Below are 18,816 nucleotides of genomic sequence, written 5' to 3' on the forward strand. Positions count from 1 at the left end.
CCAAATTGCCATAGCAAAACAACGCTCATCCCGAAGGATAAGACGTCGAAGATCATAGCATTAAAAATGGGGTGAAAAGTCAGCGAGTTCCGGCGGATATAAAGCAGAAAACCCCACCGGAGTAGGGTTCAGGCAGCACAGCATACTTCTTCTGCCGCCGACGAAAAAACCGGGCAAGGCCCGGTTTCATCATCATTCAAACAGGTTGCGGTGCAGTGTTTGGACAATTTTCTCTGCATCCTGTCCAGGGACAAGGAAGCAGAGATTGTAGCTGCTGGCACCGTAACAGATCATGCGCAGATTGAACGGCTCCAGCACGCCAAACACTTCTTTGCCCACGCCACAGGCCTGAGAAAGTTTGTTGCCGATAATCGCAACCAGCGCGAGATTCTCTTCCACTTCTACCCGGCACAGGGAGGAGAGTTCCGTCAGCAACGCCTGTGTCAGCAGGCTTTCTCCGGTCGAGGTTGAACCGGTGGTATCCAGCGTCAGCGCCACGCTCACTTCAGAGGTGGTGATCAGGTCAACGGAGATATTGTGACGCGCCAGAATGTTGAAGACTTCGGCAAGGAACCCGCGCGCATGCAGCATATTCAGGCTGTGCAGCGTCAGCAGCGTCTGTTTACGGCGCAACGCAAGGGCGCGGAACAGCGGCGGGTTCTCGGTTTTATTGCACACCATGGTGCCACCGGCTGACGGATCTTTGCTGGAACCGACAAACACCGGAATATCACTGCGGACCGCAGGCAACAGCGTCGCCGGATGCAGCACTTTCGCGCCAAATGTCGCCATTTCAGCAGCTTCTTCGAAGGTGATCTCATCGATACGATGGGCAGTATGCACCACGCGCGGATCGGTGGTGTAGATACCCGGCACGTCAGTCCAGATATCAATGCGGCTGGCATGCAGCGCTTCACCCAGCAGGGCAGCCGTATAGTCACTGCCGCCACGGCCTAGCGTGGTGGTGCGGCCCTGTGCTTCACTCCCGATAAAGCCCTGTGTCACCACCAGCGCTTCGTCAGTGCGGGATTTCAGCTGGGTGTTAACCAGTTCGTTCAGCAGCGTGACGTTTGGTTCTGCGCGGCCAAAGCGGTCGTTAGTGCGCATCACTTTACGCACATCGAACCACTCTGCGGCGACCTGACGCTGGCGCAGGATCTCAACAAACAGCAGGGTGGACATCAGTTCACCGTGGCTGACCAGTTCATCGGTCAGGGCGGTAGAGGGCGACAGTGCTGCCGCTTCGGACAGCATACTGATGTTGTCCAGCATGCGGTCGATTTCGTCACGGATGACCGTCGGTTGATCCAGTGCGTCAATGATCGCGTACTGAATACGGCGAATGTCGTCGAGCAGGGAAGCACGCTGTTTTGGCTGCTGGCCTTCAGCCAGTGCAACCAGCAGATTGGTCACACCCGCAGAGGCGGATAAGACAACCAGACGCACATCGGGATTGGACAGCACCACATCAGCGCTGCGGTTCATAGCGGTAAAGTCGGCCACACTGGTGCCGCCAAATTTCGCCACGATCAGATTTTGAGACATTACGATGACTACCTTCGTGTCAGGATTTATTCCATCAGCTTGGCACAAGGGAAGGAGCACAACAGGGGAGGACGTAGAATGAAGGCTACGAGTCACCCAGAAGCGCCCCACCTCGCCGCCCGACTACCGGACGTTGCTGGTGACAACCCAGAGGATTCAGCCCCTGCGGTCGATACGCCCCACTCCGCGTGGTTGATACCTCGGCGTCGCTCCCCATCATGCATTATCAAAGGATTCGGTTCCTCCAATACACTGCCTGGGCGACGCGCCTCTTCTGGCTTACACATTGCGTAAGTTGCGCATAGAAATATCGGGTTATGGCGCGGCTGTCAACGCTTGTCGGCTAATGATTATTCATTTTCGTTATACCCGGGAAGGTATCACTCGTGCTAATCACTTTTGGATCAAAAATCATCGTTTAGACCATAAGCGTCAATTCTTATAAGCACGGTCCGGGCTATAATTTTTTCTCGTAAAAGGGTATGAATAGTCATACTGAAACCCTCCATGCGAATCATTCGCACTGGCGGAGACAAAATCGTGGCGGGATGATAGCTGTAACCTGTTGCAGTAAGAGGGGAGCCGAACGCCCGTAACAGGTAATATATCGTCCGGTCTGAATGACAGTTCTTAAATAAAAAGAGTGTGTTGCTATGAAAAATATCAATCCGACACAAACCGCTGCCTGGCAGGCGCTGCTTCAGCATTTTGAACAAATGAAAGATGTGCAAATTGCTGACCTGTTCGCCAAAGATGCCAACCGGTTTGCTGCCTTCTCTGCCACGTTCGACGATCAGATGCTGGTGGATTTCTCCAAAAACCGCATCACCAGCGAAACCCTGGAAAAACTGCAGGCGCTGGCTAAAGAGACCGATCTGCAGGGCGCGATCAAATCCATGTTCTCCGGCGAGAAAATCAACCGTACTGAAGATCGTGCCGTACTGCACGTGGCGCTGCGTAACCGTAGCAACACGCCAATCGTCGTCGACGGTAAAGATGTGATGCCGGAAGTGAACGCGGTGCTGGAGAAGATGAAAGGTTTCTCTGAGCGCATCATCGGCGGTGAGTGGAAAGGCTTTACCGGGAAACCGATCACTGACGTGGTAAACATCGGTATCGGCGGTTCGGACCTGGGGCCGTTTATGGTCACCGAAGCGTTGCGTCCGTATAAAAATCATCTGAATATGCACTTCGTTTCTAACGTTGACGGCACCCATATTGCTGAAACGCTGAAAACACTGAGCCCGGAAACCACCCTGTTCCTGGTGGCGTCAAAAACCTTCACCACGCAGGAAACCATGACCAACGCCCACAGCGCGCGTGACTGGTTCCTGACCTCGGGTCATCAGGAGGATGTGGCGAAGCACTTTGCCGCGCTGTCGACCAACGGTAAAGCGGTGGCAGAGTTCGGTATCGACACCGCTAACATGTTCGAGTTCTGGGATTGGGTGGGGGGGCGTTATTCTCTGTGGTCAGCGATTGGTCTGTCGATCATCCTCTCTATCGGTTTCGACAACTTCGAGAAGCTGCTGGACGGTGCCCACGCCATGGATCGCCATTTTGCGGATACCCCGGAAGAGAAAAACCTGCCGGTTCTGCTGGCGCTGATCGGCATCTGGTACAACAACTTCTTCGGCGCAGAAACCGAAGCGATCCTGCCTTACGATCAGTATATGCATCGCTTTGCTGCTTACTTCCAGCAGGGCAACATGGAGTCTAACGGCAAATATGTGGACCGTGCCGGTAACCCGGTCTCTTACCAGACTGGCCCGATTATCTGGGGCGAGCCAGGCACCAATGGTCAGCACGCGTTCTACCAGTTGATCCACCAGGGTACCAAGCTGGTGCCATGCGACTTTATCGCGCCAGCGGTATCGCATAACAAACTGGGCGATCACCACAGTAAGCTGCTGTCTAACTTCTTTGCTCAGACGGAAGCTCTGGCGTTTGGTAAAGCACGTGATGTTGTGGAAAAAGAGTTCGCGGATGCCGGCCTGGACGCGAAAGCCGTTGAGCACGTGGTGCCGTACAAAGTGTTTGAAGGCAACCGTCCAACCAACTCCATCCTGCTGCGTGATATCACCCCGTACAGCCTCGGTGCGCTGATTGCACTGTATGAGCACAAAATCTTCACCCAGGGCGTGATCCTCAACATCTTCACCTTCGATCAGTGGGGCGTGGAGCTGGGCAAACAGCTGGCTAACCGCATCCTGCCAGAACTGGCGAGTGGCGAACCGGTCAGCAGTCATGACAGCTCGACGAATGGTCTGATTAATCGCTATAAATCCTGGCGTTAATCTACCCGCCTGGGCGAGGCACGCCTCGCCCAGGGCAGGCGTTTCTGACCCCTGCGATGCTCTATGCGGCCCCCAGTTTCTGGGGGTTTTTTATTTTCTGGAAATAACTGGACCTGGTTGACAGCGCGCCCTTTCTCTTAACAGCCGCGTACAGGCGTTGGCAGCCTGTAGGCACTCTGATTACACGGCTATTTTTCACCCCAAAGATGAATAAAGTGGCCGTAAGGAGGGTGGGCATAATCCTAAAAATCACGTAAACCGTACCAATTTGAGACAGATAATTCTTAAATAAACGCTCGTTAAAACCTAATAAATGTTAAGAACTAATTTGTTATTTAATTGATTTTTATCGTTTTTCTGTCGATATTTCGTCAATTACTACCGCTACGTCATTATTCTCCTCGCTGTATGCCTTTTTCAACTTTTCATATCGATAATAAAGTGAGTGTTGGTATTAACCGCTGTTTAAATGTGTATGGCAGGTAAAAATATCTTAATACGCCACATTTTCAGTCTTTTATCATAGCTGTGTCTCTTGCTTCGACACCTCGCCCGATGCGCTGCTTTCTGGAAATTAATTCCCCATACTGGAGTCGCCAGGTGCCATCCAGGCCCGGGCATCCATTCATTTAATGAAGGGAAAGTGTGATGAAAAAAGTCATATGGGCTACTGCAGCCATAGTGTACTTAGCGAGTGCAACAGGCGCGTTTGCCGCCGTTGAAGCCACTGGTGCGCCAGAGGTTGAAACGGGTGCGGCTGCTGGTGCTGAAGCAGGTGCGATGTCAACCGGTGTCACCACCGCTGTTGGTATTGGCGCTGTTGGCGCACTGGCTGGCGTGGTGCTGGCAGCAAGCAGCGGTGGAAATGGTTCTAATACCGGAACAACGACCACCACCACCACAAGTACAACCCGCTAAGTTCAAAAATTAATCATAACCACACATTTGTGTGGTTATTTTCAGCCTTGTTCTACTTTGCTCAGGGACACACACAGTTGCGAAACCTACCACTTCTGCTGCTCTGCCTGCTGCTTCAGGCCTGTACACAAACGCAAAAAGGATTGGGTGAAACCGTCAAGCTGGCTTTTCTTGGCGTCGACGACATCCAGATGACTAACGAACAAATCGACACGATGCCTTACGCCAGCATGTATCTGCGCGTCAACGGCGGCCAGCAAATCTTTGTGGTGCTGGGCTTCAACGAAAATGGTCAGCAAAAGTGGATCACCCGCGATAAAGCCATGGTGGTCACTCAGCATGGTCGTCTGGTGAAAACGCTCGGCCTGGCAGATAACCTCAACGGTGTCAGTAACCTAGATAACGATCCGCTGCGAGATGCCCTGCATCTGACCGATGGCGCGAGCTGGACCCGCACCCTGCGCTGGACCGAGGGCGGCAAGCCGGAGGCGGGCACGGCGGTTTCCCACTTCTCGCGCCAGAAGGATGAAGTACTGCAACTGGCGGGTCAGTCGGTGGCATGCCGCGTCTGGCAGGAAGAGGTGTCGATAGCGGAAAGTGGCGAATCCTGGCGTAATACCTTCTGGGTGGATATCTCCACCGGGCAGGTGCGCCAGTCACTGCAAATGCTGGGGGCAGACTATATCCCTGTTGAATCCACCATCCTGAAGCCTGCGAAATCATGAAAAAAATAACCCTTATTCTCGCAGGGATAGTGGCATCACTGTCGCTGCACGCCCAGGCCGATGGTCGGGTCAATGTCTTTTACCCTGGACAGACACAACCGGTAGTGATCAGCGGAGCGGCCAATCTGGCGCAACTGGTGACCAACCCGGCACTGACGCAGAAAACCTGGTGGCCGGGAACGGTGATCGGCGAAAAACTGGCGACGGCCGTGGCGGTACAGCAGCAACAGCAGCTGCTGACACGCTTGCAGGCATGGCGCGATGAACTCAAAAGTGACGGTGACGGTGAACAGGCCGCCGTGGTGGAAAACGTCCGTCAGCAGATTGCCGGAATGAAAGTCACAGGGCGTCAGATCGTGAATCTGGACCCGGACTGGGTGCGTTTACGACCGCAGGCTAACCGCACGCTGGAAGGGGAATACAGCCTCTATACCCTGGCAGAACCCACTTCCATTACGCTGGCTGGCGTGGTGGAAAATGCTGGAAAAACACCGTGGGCAGCAGGACGATCTGTGGTTGAGTATCTTGATGCGAACCCGCGAAGGGAAGGCGGTGAACGCAACAACGCGCAGGTGATCTCTCCGGCAGGCGAGGTGACAGAAGTGCCGGTGGCGTACTGGAACCGTCGTCACTATGAGCCGCAGCCGGGCAGCATCCTGTTTGTGGGCTTCTCTTCCTGGACGCTGCCGAGCGCCTATGCCGATCTTAACCAGCAGATCGTTTCTGTTCTGACGCACCGGATCCCTGACTGATGAAAAAACGTTATCTTCTCAGCCTGCTGTCACTCTCTGTCGCCTGTGCCTGTCAGGTTCAGGCTGCCGGTTATCCGGACCCGATTGGCCCGTCACAGTCTGACTTCGGTGGCGTCGGCCTGATGCAGGTACCGACTGCGCGTATGGCCAAAGAGGGCGAGTTCAGCCTTAACTATCGTTATAACGATCAGTATCACTTCTACTCCTCCTCGGTGCAGCTGTTCCCGTGGCTGGAAGCGACCATCCGCTACACCGATGTGAAAACGCGTGAGTACAGTGCGGTGTCGAGCTTCTCGGGAGATCAAACCTACAAAGACAAAGCCTTCGACCTCAAACTGCGCCTGTGGGAAGAGGGCTTCTGGCTACCGGAAGTCTCCGTGGGGACACGTGATCTCGGCGGTACGGGCCTGTTTGACAGTGAATATCTGGTTGCCACCAAAGCCTGGGGGCCATTTGATTTCACCCTCGGTATGGGCTGGGGCTATATCGGTAACAGCGGCACGGTGAAAAATCCGTTCTGCTCCGCCAGTGAAAAATATTGCTACCGCACCGAGGGTAGCGGCACCGCCGGTTCCGTCAGCGGTAGCGATATGTTCAAAGGGCCGACCGCTATCTTCGGCGGGATTGAATATCAGACGCCGTGGCAGCCGCTGCGCCTGAAAATGGAGTACGAAGGTAACGACTATCAGGATGATTTCGCCGGTCGTCTCGAGCAGAAGAGCAAGTTTAACGTCGGGGCGATCTATCGCATTACAGACTGGGCAGATGTGAACGTCAGCTACGAGCGTGGCAACACCTTTATGGCAGGCTTCACCCTGCGCACTAACTTCAACGATCTGCATCAGACCCAGCGTGATACGCCGAAACCGGAATATAACCCGCAGCCGCAGGAGCGCTTCCTCGATCCAACGGTGACGGCCAATCAGTTGACCGATCTGAAATACAACGCCGGGCTGAATGCACCAAGTATTCAGGTAGAAGGCAGCACGCTATACGTGAGCGGTGAGCAGGCGAAATATCGCGATACCACCCGCGGCGTTGATCGCGCCAACATCATCATGGTGAACCACCTGCCAGAGGGGATTGATACCCTGAAGGTGACGCAGACGCGCAGCCATATGCCGCAGGTGACGACGGAGACTAATGTGGCAAGTCTGCAACGTCAGCTGGCGGGATACCCGCTGGGGCGTGAAGAGACGCTACAGCAGCAACGTGTCAATCCGGTTGACCCGGGGCGCACCGAACAGGGCTTCTTTATCGATGGCGATCGCCTGAACTACAGTTTGTCGCCAGTGCTCAATCAGTCAGTCGGTGGCCCGGAAAGCTTCTACCTGTATCAGCTGGGCGTGATGGCGAATGCCAGCTTCTGGCTGACGGATCATTTGCTGGTCGATGGCAGCCTGTTCGGCAACCTTGCCAATAATTATGACAAGTTCAACTACAACGGCGCACCGGCAGACTCCACGCTTCCCCGCGTACGTACCCATATTCGCGACTACGTTGAAAATAACGTTTACGTGAATAACCTGCAGGCCAACTACATGCGTGAACTCGGCAACGGCTTCTATGGTCAGGTGTATGGCGGGTATCTGGAAACCATGTACGGCGGAGCGGGGGGCGAAGTATTGTACCGCCCACTGGATTCCAGCTGGGCGATTGGCGTGGATGCGAACTACGTCAAACAGCGTGACTGGGACAATATGATGAAGTTCAACGACTATTCGGCGAAGGTGGGCAATATTACCGGATACTGGCAGCCGTGGTTCATGCGTAATGTTCTGGTGAAAGCCAGCGTCGGGCAATATCTGGCTGAAGACAAAGGGGTTACCGTTGACGTTTCGAAACGCTTTGACAGCGGGATTATCGTGGGCGCTTACGCCACGAAAACCAACGTCTCAGCAGAAGAGTATGGCGAAGGCGATTTCACCAAAGGCTTCTACATCTCCGTACCGATGGATGTCTTTAGTGTTTCACCAACCCGTGGTCGTGCGCAGGTCAACTGGACGCCGCTGACGCGTGATGGCGGCCAGATGCTGGGCCGTAAATACCAGCTGTACGATATGACAACCGATCGCGACCGCAATTACCGTTAACCGCCGGGCCAGACATGCCTGGCCCCTACGAAATGTAAGGGTCGGGCACGCCCGGCCCGCAGCCAGTACAATGCATGCGTTATCCATCATCGAAATGTTGTGATCTGCATCACGCTCAAGCATATTGTTATCCGTCGGCATTCACGACGGATAACAATGACTTTGAGGCACACCATGACGTCCCAGGAACGTAACACGCCCGCCACCCGGCTGGCCTTTGCCCTGCAAATGGTATTAAACACAGGCCTGATCGTGCTGGCCTGTATTCTGATCATCTTTCTTGGTAAAGAGACCATCCATCTTGGTAACGTGCTGCTGAATACCGGAGAGCAGACATCGTCTTATCTGCTGATCGAAGGTATCGTGATCTACTTCCTCTATTTTGAGTTTATCGCACTGATCATTAAGTATTTTCAGTCAGGCTATCACTTCCCGCTGCGCTACTTTGTCTACATCGGGATCACGGCGATCATTCGTCTGATTATCGTCGACCATAAAAACCCGTTCGATACCCTGGCCTACGCCATTGCCATTCTCATCCTGGTTATCACCCTTTGGCTGGCGAACAGCAACCGCCTGAAGCGGGAATAACTCGCCAAACCAGCCACAAAATCGTGGCTTTTTGCCGAGCTTTGATAGGTTTGCCGCCAGGGTCTGCGTTACACTGACGCATCGAAGATTTTGCGGAGAAGTGTTATGGCTGAGAACGCGCTGTCGCTATTGCGCGCGATCAACTGGCTACCAGATTCATCACCCCTGTTAACCGCCCCCCTGCTGGACTGGCTGCTGGAAGTCGATTCCATGACCCGTCGTTTTGAGCGTCACTGCCAACAGGTGACGGTTAACCTGCTGCGTGAAGGATTTGTCAGTGCCCAGGACGCAGCAGAGGATATCGCCCTGCTGCCAACAGAACCACGTTACTGGTTGCGGGAAATCGAACTGTGCGGTGACGGGGTTCCCTGGCTGGTGGCGCGCACGCTGGTCCCGGAGTCGACCCTGAACGGCCCGGAGCAGAAGCTGCAACAGCTGGGCACCGTCCCTCTGGGTCGTTACCTGTTTGCCACGTCTACCTTAACGCGTGATTTTATTGATGTCGGCCACAGTGCTGAACTGTGGGGGCGGCGTTCACGCCTGCGTTTATCGGGCAAGCCGCTATTATTGACCGAACTGTTTTTACCCGCTTCCCCGCTCTATGCCAGCGTGGCGGCAGAAGGGGGACAGTAGCGTGGAGAGAAGTCTGCAAATGAGTAAGCTTTCGGCCTATAGCCGTCTGATGCGTATTGATAAACCGATTGGTTCGTTGCTGCTGCTGTGGCCAACGCTTTGGGCGCTCTGGCTGGCTGGCATGAGCATCCCGCCGCTCAACGTGCTGCTGGTCTTTGTGCTGGGCGTATTTTTTATGCGTGCAGCAGGTTGTGTGGTCAATGATTTTGCTGACCGCAAAATCGATGGTTTTGTGAAGCGTACCCGGGAGCGCCCGCTCCCCAGCGGTGCGGTGACCACGCTAGAGGCAAAACTGCTGTTCGCCGGGCTGGTACTGGTTTCCTTTGGGCTGGTGCTGACCATGAATAACATGACCATCTGGCTGTCGCTTGGTGGGTTGGGGTTGGCCTGGCTCTATCCGTTTATGAAACGTTACACGCATCTGCCGCAGGTGGTGCTCGGGGCGGCGTTTGGCTGGGCTATTCCGATGGGCTGGGCGGCGGTAAGTGAAACGGTCCCCTTAACCTGCTGGCTGCTGTTCCTGGCGAATATTTGCTGGACGGTGGCGTACGACACGCTTTATGCGATGGTTGATCGTGATGATGATTTGAAAATCGGCGTGAAATCCACCGCCATTCTGTTTGGACGTTTCGATAAGCTGATTGTGGGGCTGTTACAGCTGGCAACGCTTGGCCTGATGACGCTGGTGGGCTGGCAACTGCATCTCAGCGGCGTATTCTATTGGGCGGTGCTGGTGGCGGGTGTGTTTTTTGTCCATCAGCAGAAGCTGATTGCCGGACGTCAGCGCGATCGCTGTTTCCAGGCCTTCCTGAATAATAACTGGGTAGGGTTGGTGCTGTTCGTTGGCGTGGTACTGGGGATCGGATAAAACGCGTAGGGGCCGATCATCTGTTTCGATCATCGGCCCACCACACTGACATCAATCGTGCTCTACGGCACTCTCAATGGTCATTCTCACATCCTGAGTTATCAGCTCTGCCAGCAGTTGATAAACCTGCTGTGTCTGCTCAACCTGAGCATCACCGGAATCGCTGATATAGCCTTCATCACGCAGCGTTAACACCAGCGATGTAAACACCGCTTTGTCGAAGAACTCCGGCGCGTTAATACCATGCAGCACGGACAGACGCTGTGCCATGGTACGGCTCTCTTTTTCCAGCGTGCCACGGTTAATTGCGGGTTTCGCGCTGAGGATAGAGAAGGTAATCGAGTAACGTTGCAGGGTTTCGCGCACGCCGGCAGCCAGCAGTTGCAGGGTACGGAAACGACCGGCACTCAGACGCAGACTACTCTCTTCAGCAATCAACAGCCCCTGACGGGCCATTTCAGCCACCAGTGAGTCGAGTACCTGGCCCAGTTCATCGGTGCTCCAGCGCAGGAAAAGCTCACTCTTCAGCATTGGGTAGATCACCGTGACCTGGCGCAGAAGCTCGGCGCGGGTGATTTCACGGTGCTGCATCAGAATGGCGGCAATCAGCGACGGCATCACCAGCATGTGATGAATGTTGTTGCGATAGTAGGTCATCAGCACGGCCTGCTCACGCGGCAGTACCACGATCTCGCCGATGCTATCCTGCTCCAGCTCGAATTTGTTCATGCTCAGCGCATGTTCCAGCAGTGCCTCTGGCGTCATATCCGGCACGGTGGAATCAGGCGAGTACGGCACATTGCGCAGCAGTTGCACATAACAGTCGAGCTGTTCGGTCAGCTGCTCGCGGGTCATCGAACGCTGGCGTGATGCCAGCAGCGCAGTCACACACAGGTTCATGGCATTGGCTGCCCCTGCATTGTTAATCCGCACCATGACTTTCTGCGCGATGTCGTTCACGGCCGGGGTTAACCAGGCTGGACGCTGGGCTTCAATAGGATCGATAGCCTCACGCCACTCTGGTACCTGCTGATTCAGATACGCGACCAGCGGCAGCGGCTCACCAAAGTTCACATAGCCCTGACCGAGATTACGCAGCTTACGCAGCCCGCGCACCATCGACATAAAGCCTTCTTTCTCTTTGGTCGCACCGCGCAGCTCTTTGGCGTAAGTTCCCACTTCCATCACGTGTTCGTAACCGATGTAAATCGGTACCAGCGTAATAGGGCGGTTACCTCCACGCAGCATCGCCTGAATCGTCATCGACAGGGTGCCGGTTTTCGGATCCAGCAGGCGGCCTGTACGTGAACGGCCGCCTTCCACGAAGTATTCGACGGAATAGCCACGGGTGAACAGCTCACCAAGGTATTCACGGAACACCGTGGAGTAGAGCTTATTGCCCTTGAAGGTACGACGAATAAAGAAAGCGCCCAGGCGACGGAAAATCGGGCCCGCTGGCCAGAAGTTCAGGTTGATCCCGGCTGCAATATGCGGCGGCACCAGACCCTGGTGATACAGCACATAGGAGAGCAGCAGGTAGTCCATATGGCTGCGATGGCAGGGCACGTAGACAATCTCATGTCCGTCCTGTGCCAGCTGGCGCACGCGCTCACCGCCGTTAACGTTAATCCCCTGATACAGCTTGCTCCAGGTCCAACCCATGATACGGTCGGTCAGACGAATCGCTTCGTAAGAGAAGTCAGCGGCGATCTCTTCCATCAGCTCAACGGCATTCTGCTGGGCTTTTTCATGGGAGATTTTTTTGCTGCGTGCTTCGTCTTCAACCGCTTTGGCGATCGCTTTAGACTGCAACAGCTTGTTGAACAAGTCCTGGCGCACAGGCAGACGCGGCCCCACGGCCGCTAAACGCTGGCGGGCAAAGTGCATACGCGCCACACGGGCCAGCTTCTGCGCGATGATTTTATCTGTACCGTGCTCGGTGGCCATATGGCGCAGCGATACCATCGGTGAGAAGCGCACAAAACTGTCACGTCCCAGCCAGATGACGGCAAAGAATTTCTGGATACCATTCAACATGCGCAGATGCGGCTGTTCGTCACCCTGTACCTCACGGCCCGGCGCACGACCAAACATCACTGATACCGGCACCATTTGCACATCCAGATCGGGATGATTGCGGTGCAGATCGAGATAATCGTGGAACAGCTTGACCGACTCAAGATTCGGAACAAAGTACGGGAACAAGCGCGGGCCATCATGAATAAACACATGGCGTGGCAATACCGTACCGTCGATCTCCAGAGGTTCCAGAGGATCGGGCAGGTCTTGTTTGCGACACTGCTCACGCAGTGCAAGGAGATCGGCCTTTGAATCATAAGGCAGCACATACATAATAGGGCGCGACGTATCAAGCCCGAGTTCGGCAACCGGCTCAGCCGGAATTGCTTTACTTTTTACCAGTAGTTTTACTGGAAGATTCAATAAGTTATAATATAATTTACGCCAACCTGACATAGACAACATGAAGCCTCTTGTTAGCAAAGCGCCGCAAGCATACCAGAAAGCGCCAACAGAATCTGTGGTGTTAAAAAACCTGTAGTTCCACTCATTGACGTTAAACTTCTCAAAGGGTTCCCTGATTATGGCAAATAATGTCACCGGACTGACGCGAATCATAAAAGCAGCCGGGTATTCGTGGAAAGGCATCCGCAGCGCGTGGCAGCATGAAGCCGCTTTTCGTCAGGAAGCCGTCGCGGCGATCATTGCGATTATCATTGCCTGCTGGCTGGACGTAGATGCCATTACCCGTGTGCTGCTGATTGGCTCGGTCATGCTGGTCATCATTGTCGAAATACTCAACAGTGCCATCGAAGCGGTCGTCGACCGTATCGGCAGTGAAATACACCCCCTTGCAGGCCGGGCCAAAGATATGGGTTCTGCGGCCGTGCTGTTGACTATCTTGCTGGCAATTTTTGTTTGGATCATGCTGTTAGTGCCACATTTGCGATGAGTTTTCCAAAAATCGCCACAAACTGCATTTCGCCCAACTTTAGGTTTTCAATGTCTAAATACCTGTATATACTCACAGTCGACTGTATAAACAACCAGGGGGCGGAATGAAAGCACTAACGGCGAGGCAGCAGCAGGTTTATGACCTGATTCGCGACCACATTAATCAAACTGGTATGCCGCCGACGCGCGCAGAGATCGCTGCGCAACTTGGTTTCCGTTCCCCGAATGCGGCTGAAGAACACCTGAAGGCCTTAGCCCGTAAAGGCGTGATTGAGATCGTTTCTGGTGCTTCCCGCGGTATTCGCCTGATGATGGAAGAAGAAGACGGTCTTCCACTGATTGGCCGGGTTGCCGCCGGTGAGCCACTGTTGGCAGAGCAGCACATTGAAGGGCACTACAAAGTTGACCCTGACCTGTTCAAGCCTGGCGCTGATTTTCTGTTGCGCGTCAGTGGGATGTCGATGAAAGACATCGGTATTATGGACGGCGATCTGTTAGCGGTACATAAAACGGAAGATGTGCGTAATGGGCAGGTTGTGGTTGCGCGCATTGATGACGAAGTGACAGTGAAACGCCTGAAAAGGCAGGGTAATACGGTGCAACTTTTACCAGAAAACCCGGACTTCAAACCTATCATTGTCGACCTGCGTCAGCAAACGCTGACTATTGAAGGTCTTGCTGTCGGCGTTATTCGCAACGGCAACTGGCTGTAATCGTTACTCCCCGCTAAATCCTGCGCGCTGCTTCTGTGGCGCGTATTATCATCTGTAATCGCTTTAGCTCTGATGGGTTCTGATGAAACTGCTCACCTCTGCGGATAAAAGCCTCTGGCGGCTGGCGCTGCCGATGATCCTTTCTAATATTACCGTGCCACTGCTTGGTCTGGTCGATACCGCCGTGATCGGCCATCTTGATAGCCCGACGTATCTTGGTGGGGTGGCGATCGGCACGACCGTAACCAGCTTCCTGTTTATGCTGCTACTGTTTCTACGCATGAGCACCACCGGGCTGACTGCCCAGGCATTTGGAGCCAGTGATAAATCCGCACTGGCACGTGCATTGATGCAGCCGCTGCTGCTCGCTCTGCTGGCCGGCCTGCTGTTTATCCTGCTAAAAACACCCATCACTCACTTTGCTCTGGGCCTGACCGGTGGCAGCGAAGACGTTCTGCACCAGGCGGCACTGTTTATGCAGGTGCGCTGGCTCAGTGCTCCCGCAACGTTGGCCAATCTCGTGCTGCTTGGCTGGCTCCTTGGGGTGCAGTATGCGCGTGCCCCTGTGATCCTGCTGGTGGTGGGTAATCTGGTCAATATCCTGCTGGATCTGTGGTTTGTTATTGGCCTGAAGTGGGGTGTACAGGGCGCGGCAGCGGCTACCGCAATAGCTGAATATGTCAGTTTTATTGTTGGTCTGCTGCTGGTATGGCGGGTGATGAAACTGCGTGGTCTGTCAGTAAGGTTGATGCTGAGTGCCTGGCGCGGTGATGTGGGGCGCCTGCTGCGCTTAAATCGCGACATCATGCTGCGTTCTCTGTTGTTGCAAATCTGCTTTGCGTCGCTGACTATCTTTGGTGCCCGTCTGGGGAATGATGTGGTGGCGGTCAACGCGGTATTGCTGATGTTCCTCACCTTTACCGCCTATGCACTGGATGGCTTCGCCTATGCGGTTGAGGCCTGTTCTGGAGAAGCCTATGGCGCGCGCGACAGTAAGCAGTTACTCAGCGTCTGGCATGCTGCCTGTCGGCAGTCGTTACTAGTCGCAGCAGGGTTTTCTCTATTTTATGCCCTGTTTGGTGAGCAAATTATCGCGCTGCTGACGTCTCTGGAACCGCTTCGCCAGCTTGCCGATCGGTATTTATGGTGGCAGGTGCTGATGCCATTAGCGGGTGTGGGCTGTTATTTGCTGGATGGGATGTTTATCGGTGCCACCCGCGCCAGTGAGATGCGCAACAGTATGGCCGTCGCAGCACTGGGCTTTGGTTTGGCGCTGTTTAGCGTGCCGTGGCTGGGTAATCATGGTCTGTGGCTGGCAGTCACGTTGTTCCTGCTGCTGCGCGGTGTCTCCCTGTGGGTCATCTGGCGTCGTCACTGGCGTAAGGGAACCTGGTTCGCGCAGTGACACATTTGGTTACGTAACGCGCCGCTTCGCTAGTTCACTGAATTCTAGGTGTTTTTAGTGATTTCTACCGCTTTTGCCAGCGGGTTAACGGCCAGTGCGTGGTTTCTCTACTACAATTATCTTTGTCTCAGGCAAATAACCAGATGATTGTCTGGTTTAACAGTTGGTTTTTGAGGCATTAAAGCTGTTTTAACCCAAGGTAGAGGAATCACATTATGAATAAAGACGAAGCCGGCGGTAACTGGAAACAGTTTAAAGGTAAAGTGAAAGAACAATGGGGTAAGCTGACCGATGATGACCTGACGGTCGTTGAAGGTAAACGCGATCAGTTGGTGGGTAAAATTCAGGAACGCTACGGCTATCAGAAAGATCAGGCCGAAAAAGAGCTGAGTGATTGGGAAACCCGTAACAACCACCGCTGGTAAAAACAGCGGACCCTTTCAGGACGATGCTCCTACCCAGGCACAAGGACAGTGCCACTCACCTCTTTCTCCTCCCTCACAAAATTTGACTAACGCCCGCGTTTTTTACTCTGCACACTATGATCGTGCTGGCACGCATCCTGATGTGTGCAGGCTTCAATCTCCCCGCATTTTTCACAGAAACCATGCGCCTCAATCACGCTATGTCCCAGGGTAAAACCGGACTTCAGGGCCAGCGATTTCAAAATATCTTCCACGCCATTAGCATGCTGCTCGGCCACTGAACCGCAGCGGTCACAAATCAGCATGGCTGAGGTGTGTGACGGTTCTTCAAAGTGATGACAAACCACATAGCTGTTGGTGGACTCCACGCGATGGATAAAGCCCTGCTCCAGCAGGAAGTCCAGCGCACGGTAGATGGTAGGAGGCTTTGCCTGAGGTTCAGAGGCACGCAGTAAGTCCAGCAGATCGTAGGCGCTGATGGCCCCATTCTGCTCACTCATCAAACGCAGAACTTCAAGACGCTGCGGCGTGAGTCGCACGCTGCGTTGCTGACAGATAACTTCCGCCTGCGACAGGATTTTTTCAGCACTGGTCATATTCATTGTTCCCCCTCAGGCCATATCAGGATGTTATTTTATCACGTCTGCAACAAAACGCCGAGTTCACCTTCAGGCGGCCCTCTGTCACGTGCACAGACTCAACCCTTTACTGGTATTGCTGATAAGTGCAGAAGGTAAAAAAAATTTAATCATTGTTTTGAGTGCACCAGGGCCATTATTTTTTAATGCAGTATCGTTAATCTGATTTGCAGGGCTTAAGGTTCATGACTACCTTTTGCAAAGGGCTGTGTGCGTTTGGTACTGAAATAAACAGATGCAAAACGTTCAACTGTTAGCGTGATAACAGATTAATAAAATGGCAATGACCTGATAAGCCCACTCATCTTCTCTCAATTCACAGCAATGAAATGGTGCCTTTATGTTCATTATTCAGGCATTCGGTTATGCGTGTCTTTGCGCATTCGCTTTTTCATTTTTTTTATGGTGGGTTTGGGGTCAATGGCAAATAAATTCAATAAATTAATCGGTTTTTCCGCACCAGTGGTATTACCCGCTCTGTTGTTTACTCCGCTGAGTGCGCTTGCCGCCGGTAACTATTTCGATGCCCGCAATGATGCGATGGGCGGGGTGGGGGTTGCCTCTTCCAGCTACGGTTCGGCGGTGCTGGCGAACCCGGCGCTGATGACCAAAGCAAAACCGGAAGACAGCGTCAGTATTATCCTGCCAGCCGTCGGTGCGCAGATCAGCGACAAAGGAAAACTGGTCGATAAGGTGGATGACCTGACCAATGCTGTCGACAGTTACAAAGACCTGGCGAATAACTTCGTCTTCCCCACGGATATCCCCCGCGCCCAGTCGGCTGCCGGTGATCTAGCCGATCGTCTGCGCGAGATCAAAGGGCAGAAGGCATGGGCAAATGCCGGTGCTGCATTTGCAGTGACGGTTCCGAATGAGGTTCTGCCTTTCGCGTTTGTCACCAAAGCTTACGGTACGGCTTCCGTGGTAACCGATGTCACGCAAAGCGACATCGATTATCTGCAAGGTATTGCCGATGGCACTAACATTCCGACGACGGCGGGACTGAACAGCCTGACTTCTGCCGGACTGGGACGTGCAGCGGTGGTTTACGATATGGGGATCGCCGTCGCGCATGAGTTCGATTTCGGTGGTCAGCCGGTGTCGCTGGGCATCACGCCAAAGCTGCAAAAAACCACGCTGTATAACTACAGCGCCTCGGTATACAGCTATGACAAGTCAGACTTCACCAACGGCAATTATAAAAATACCAACACCGGGTTTAACCTGGATGCGGGCGCCTCAACCGACCTCGGTGAAAACTGGACGCTGGGCCTGAGCGCGCAGAACCTGATCTCACGTGATATTGATACCAAAGAGGTCAGCGGCTACAAGGATACCTATCAAATCCGTCCGCTGGTCACCTCCGGCGTGGCATACCATACCGAGCGCCTGACAACGGCACTGGATGTGGACCTGACCCCGACTAAGCGCTTTAAAACGCAACAGGACAGCCAGTATGCTGCCGTGGGTGCGGAGTATCGTTTACTGGACTGGCTGCAACTGCGCGCCGGTTACCGTGCTGATGTGAAGTCCAATGACACTGATGTCTTCACGGGCGGTTTTGGCCTGTCACCGTTTAACAAAGTGCATCTGGACCTTGCCGGGATGGTGGGGAAAGACAATACCTGGGGCGCCGTTGCCCAGTTGAACTTCACTTTCTGATAGTCCGGATGGTCTTTAGGAGGGCAACCCTAAGGGGTTGTCCTCACCCTTACAGGTTTTTCCTCGCACTTTTCCTGATATTCATCTTTGCTCACTCAATCGAACAGACATACCCTGGATGGTTTTCTCCAATACTGGCAGACTGAGTAAACTCATAGGGGAAAATACAGGGAAGATAACAATGCGGGTAATGAATGGAATGGTTTTGTTGTGTCTGGTAATCAGTGGGTGTGCGTCTAACATCACGACTGCGCCATCCAGGGATATCAAAGCATTTACCGATAATGCTGATAACTGCATCCATATGTCGGGAGAATGGGATAGTAACCTCCCTAAAGAACGGCAGGTGGAAATTGAAAAATCTGTTGATAATTATTGCGGTAAAGCGAAAGAGCAGAAAGAAAAACTGAAAATAAAATATGAAAATGACCCTGCAGTTGAAAATATTTTAAACCGTTATGACTTTAGCTGATATTGAATAACTTAATAATTCATTCAAGTCACTGCGCTTTGAAGCGGAACGTTATTTTCTGATTTTTCCCAGCAGTCACCTCACGGCTGCTGGCAATCACCTTTCC

Annotated in this window: 17 protein-coding genes and 1 riboswitch; of the genes, 14 read left to right on the top strand and 3 right to left on the bottom strand. The window is 53.5% G+C overall.

Features of this window, described 5'->3' with window-relative positions; translation table 11 throughout:
- Positions 1 to 192: 192 nt before the first annotated feature.
- Positions 193 to 1,545 carry a lysine-sensitive aspartokinase 3 gene (lysC, locus tag WH277_RS06660; RefSeq protein WP_159336734.1) on the bottom strand — a complete coding sequence of 451 codons (1,353 nt, stop codon included), beginning with the start codon at positions 1,543 to 1,545 and terminating at the stop codon, positions 193 to 195.
- Between the two features lie 92 nt (positions 1,546 to 1,637).
- Positions 1,638 to 1,827: riboswitch (Lysine riboswitch) on the bottom strand.
- A 371-nt stretch (positions 1,828 to 2,198) separates the two neighbouring features.
- Here lysC and pgi point away from each other — a divergent pair.
- From pgi to ubiA, 8 genes are all read left to right on the top strand, one after another.
- Positions 2,199 to 3,842: a glucose-6-phosphate isomerase gene (pgi, locus tag WH277_RS06665; RefSeq protein WP_133846953.1), complete on the top strand. Its 1,644-nt coding sequence runs from the start codon at positions 2,199 to 2,201 to the stop codon at positions 3,840 to 3,842.
- 648 nt (positions 3,843 to 4,490) lie between these two features.
- On the top strand, positions 4,491 to 4,760 hold the full coding sequence (gene yjbE / locus WH277_RS06670) for an exopolysaccharide production protein YjbE (protein ID WP_133846954.1): 270 nt from the start codon (positions 4,491 to 4,493) through the stop codon (positions 4,758 to 4,760).
- A gap of 77 nt (positions 4,761 to 4,837) precedes the next feature.
- Positions 4,838 to 5,485, top strand: coding sequence for a YjbF family lipoprotein (locus WH277_RS06675; RefSeq protein ID WP_133846955.1), 648 nt, complete (start codon positions 4,838 to 4,840; stop codon positions 5,483 to 5,485).
- Positions 5,482 to 6,237, top strand: a complete 756-nt coding sequence (locus WH277_RS06680) for a capsule biosynthesis GfcC D2 domain-containing protein (RefSeq protein ID WP_339505060.1) — start codon at positions 5,482 to 5,484, stop codon at positions 6,235 to 6,237. The genes WH277_RS06675 and WH277_RS06680 overlap by 4 nt, the downstream gene beginning before the upstream one ends.
- Positions 6,237 to 8,330, top strand: coding sequence for a YjbH domain-containing protein (locus tag WH277_RS06685; protein ID WP_133846957.1), 2,094 nt, complete (start codon positions 6,237 to 6,239; stop codon positions 8,328 to 8,330). The genes WH277_RS06680 and WH277_RS06685 overlap by 1 nt, the downstream gene beginning before the upstream one ends.
- Before the next feature lie 174 nt (positions 8,331 to 8,504).
- Complete coding sequence (psiE, locus tag WH277_RS06690) at positions 8,505 to 8,921, top strand: phosphate-starvation-inducible protein PsiE (protein WP_062748345.1); 417 nt, start codon at positions 8,505 to 8,507, stop codon at positions 8,919 to 8,921.
- Positions 8,922 to 9,026: 105 nt separating this feature from the next.
- Positions 9,027 to 9,554: a chorismate lyase gene (ubiC, locus tag WH277_RS06695; RefSeq protein WP_159336736.1), complete on the top strand. Its 528-nt coding sequence runs from the start codon at positions 9,027 to 9,029 to the stop codon at positions 9,552 to 9,554.
- A 19-nt stretch (positions 9,555 to 9,573) separates the two neighbouring features.
- Complete coding sequence (gene ubiA / locus WH277_RS06700) at positions 9,574 to 10,422, top strand: 4-hydroxybenzoate octaprenyltransferase (protein WP_192933176.1); 849 nt, start codon at positions 9,574 to 9,576, stop codon at positions 10,420 to 10,422.
- Between the two features lie 51 nt (positions 10,423 to 10,473).
- Here the strand turns inward: ubiA and plsB are convergent, their stop codons facing one another.
- Entirely contained in the window at positions 10,474 to 12,897 is a 2,424-nt protein-coding gene (plsB, locus tag WH277_RS06705) for a glycerol-3-phosphate 1-O-acyltransferase PlsB (RefSeq protein ID WP_133846981.1), read from the bottom strand.
- Between the two features lie 127 nt (positions 12,898 to 13,024).
- Here plsB and WH277_RS06710 point away from each other — a divergent pair, with 127 nt between their 5' ends.
- The 4 genes from WH277_RS06710 (at position 13,025) to WH277_RS06725 (ending at position 15,938) form a co-directional block, all read left to right on the top strand.
- Positions 13,025 to 13,393: a diacylglycerol kinase gene (locus tag WH277_RS06710; protein WP_133846960.1), complete on the top strand. Its 369-nt coding sequence runs from the start codon at positions 13,025 to 13,027 to the stop codon at positions 13,391 to 13,393.
- 106 nt (positions 13,394 to 13,499) lie between these two features.
- Positions 13,500 to 14,108: a transcriptional repressor LexA gene (gene lexA / locus WH277_RS06715; protein WP_062748337.1), complete on the top strand. Its 609-nt coding sequence runs from the start codon at positions 13,500 to 13,502 to the stop codon at positions 14,106 to 14,108.
- An 82-nt stretch (positions 14,109 to 14,190) separates the two neighbouring features.
- Positions 14,191 to 15,513, top strand: a complete 1,323-nt coding sequence (gene dinF / locus WH277_RS06720) for an MATE family efflux transporter DinF (protein ID WP_133846961.1) — start codon at positions 14,191 to 14,193, stop codon at positions 15,511 to 15,513.
- 215 nt (positions 15,514 to 15,728) lie between these two features.
- Complete coding sequence (locus WH277_RS06725; RefSeq protein ID WP_133846962.1) at positions 15,729 to 15,938, top strand: CsbD family protein; 210 nt, start codon at positions 15,729 to 15,731, stop codon at positions 15,936 to 15,938.
- A gap of 86 nt (positions 15,939 to 16,024) precedes the next feature.
- Here the strand turns inward: WH277_RS06725 and zur are convergent, their stop codons facing one another.
- Positions 16,025 to 16,534, bottom strand: coding sequence for a zinc uptake transcriptional repressor Zur (gene zur, locus WH277_RS06730; RefSeq protein ID WP_133846982.1), 510 nt, complete (start codon positions 16,532 to 16,534; stop codon positions 16,025 to 16,027).
- Positions 16,535 to 16,996: 462 nt separating this feature from the next.
- Here zur and WH277_RS06735 point away from each other — a divergent pair, with 462 nt between their 5' ends.
- Both WH277_RS06735 and WH277_RS06740 read left to right on the top strand, forming a co-directional pair.
- On the top strand, positions 16,997 to 18,238 hold the full coding sequence (locus tag WH277_RS06735) for a conjugal transfer protein TraF (RefSeq protein WP_133846963.1): 1,242 nt from the start codon (positions 16,997 to 16,999) through the stop codon (positions 18,236 to 18,238).
- Positions 18,239 to 18,419: 181 nt separating this feature from the next.
- Positions 18,420 to 18,710, top strand: a complete 291-nt coding sequence (locus WH277_RS06740) for a hypothetical protein (protein ID WP_238337024.1) — start codon at positions 18,420 to 18,422, stop codon at positions 18,708 to 18,710.
- Positions 18,711 to 18,816 lie beyond the last annotated feature (106 nt).

It is taken from the genome of Erwinia sp. MYb416 (assembly GCF_037479575.1).
GTDB lineage: Bacteria > Pseudomonadota > Gammaproteobacteria > Enterobacterales > Enterobacteriaceae > Erwinia > Erwinia rhapontici.

Coding starts and splice junctions, on each gene's coding strand:
- WH277_RS06680 (WP_339505060.1), top strand. CDS start 5,482: ATGAAAAAAATAACCCTTATTCTCGCAGGGATAGTGGCATCACTGTCG.
- zur (WP_133846982.1), bottom strand. CDS start 16,534: ATGACCAGTGCTGAAAAAATCCTGTCGCAGGCGGAAGTTATCTGTCAG.
- ubiA (WP_192933176.1), top strand. CDS start 9,574: ATGAGTAAGCTTTCGGCCTATAGCCGTCTGATGCGTATTGATAAACCG.
- WH277_RS06710 (WP_133846960.1), top strand. CDS start 13,025: ATGGCAAATAATGTCACCGGACTGACGCGAATCATAAAAGCAGCCGGG.
- lexA (WP_062748337.1), top strand. CDS start 13,500: ATGAAAGCACTAACGGCGAGGCAGCAGCAGGTTTATGACCTGATTCGC.
- lysC (WP_159336734.1), bottom strand. CDS start 1,545: ATGTCTCAAAATCTGATCGTGGCGAAATTTGGCGGCACCAGTGTGGCC.
- pgi (WP_133846953.1), top strand. CDS start 2,199: ATGAAAAATATCAATCCGACACAAACCGCTGCCTGGCAGGCGCTGCTT.
- WH277_RS06685 (WP_133846957.1), top strand. CDS start 6,237: ATGAAAAAACGTTATCTTCTCAGCCTGCTGTCACTCTCTGTCGCCTGT.
- plsB (WP_133846981.1), bottom strand. CDS start 12,897: ATGTCAGGTTGGCGTAAATTATATTATAACTTATTGAATCTTCCAGTA.
- psiE (WP_062748345.1), top strand. CDS start 8,505: ATGACGTCCCAGGAACGTAACACGCCCGCCACCCGGCTGGCCTTTGCC.
- ubiC (WP_159336736.1), top strand. CDS start 9,027: ATGGCTGAGAACGCGCTGTCGCTATTGCGCGCGATCAACTGGCTACCA.
- WH277_RS06735 (WP_133846963.1), top strand. CDS start 16,997: ATGGCAAATAAATTCAATAAATTAATCGGTTTTTCCGCACCAGTGGTA.
- dinF (WP_133846961.1), top strand. CDS start 14,191: ATGAAACTGCTCACCTCTGCGGATAAAAGCCTCTGGCGGCTGGCGCTG.
- yjbE (WP_133846954.1), top strand. CDS start 4,491: ATGAAAAAAGTCATATGGGCTACTGCAGCCATAGTGTACTTAGCGAGT.
- WH277_RS06725 (WP_133846962.1), top strand. CDS start 15,729: ATGAATAAAGACGAAGCCGGCGGTAACTGGAAACAGTTTAAAGGTAAA.
- WH277_RS06740 (WP_238337024.1), top strand. CDS start 18,420: ATGCGGGTAATGAATGGAATGGTTTTGTTGTGTCTGGTAATCAGTGGG.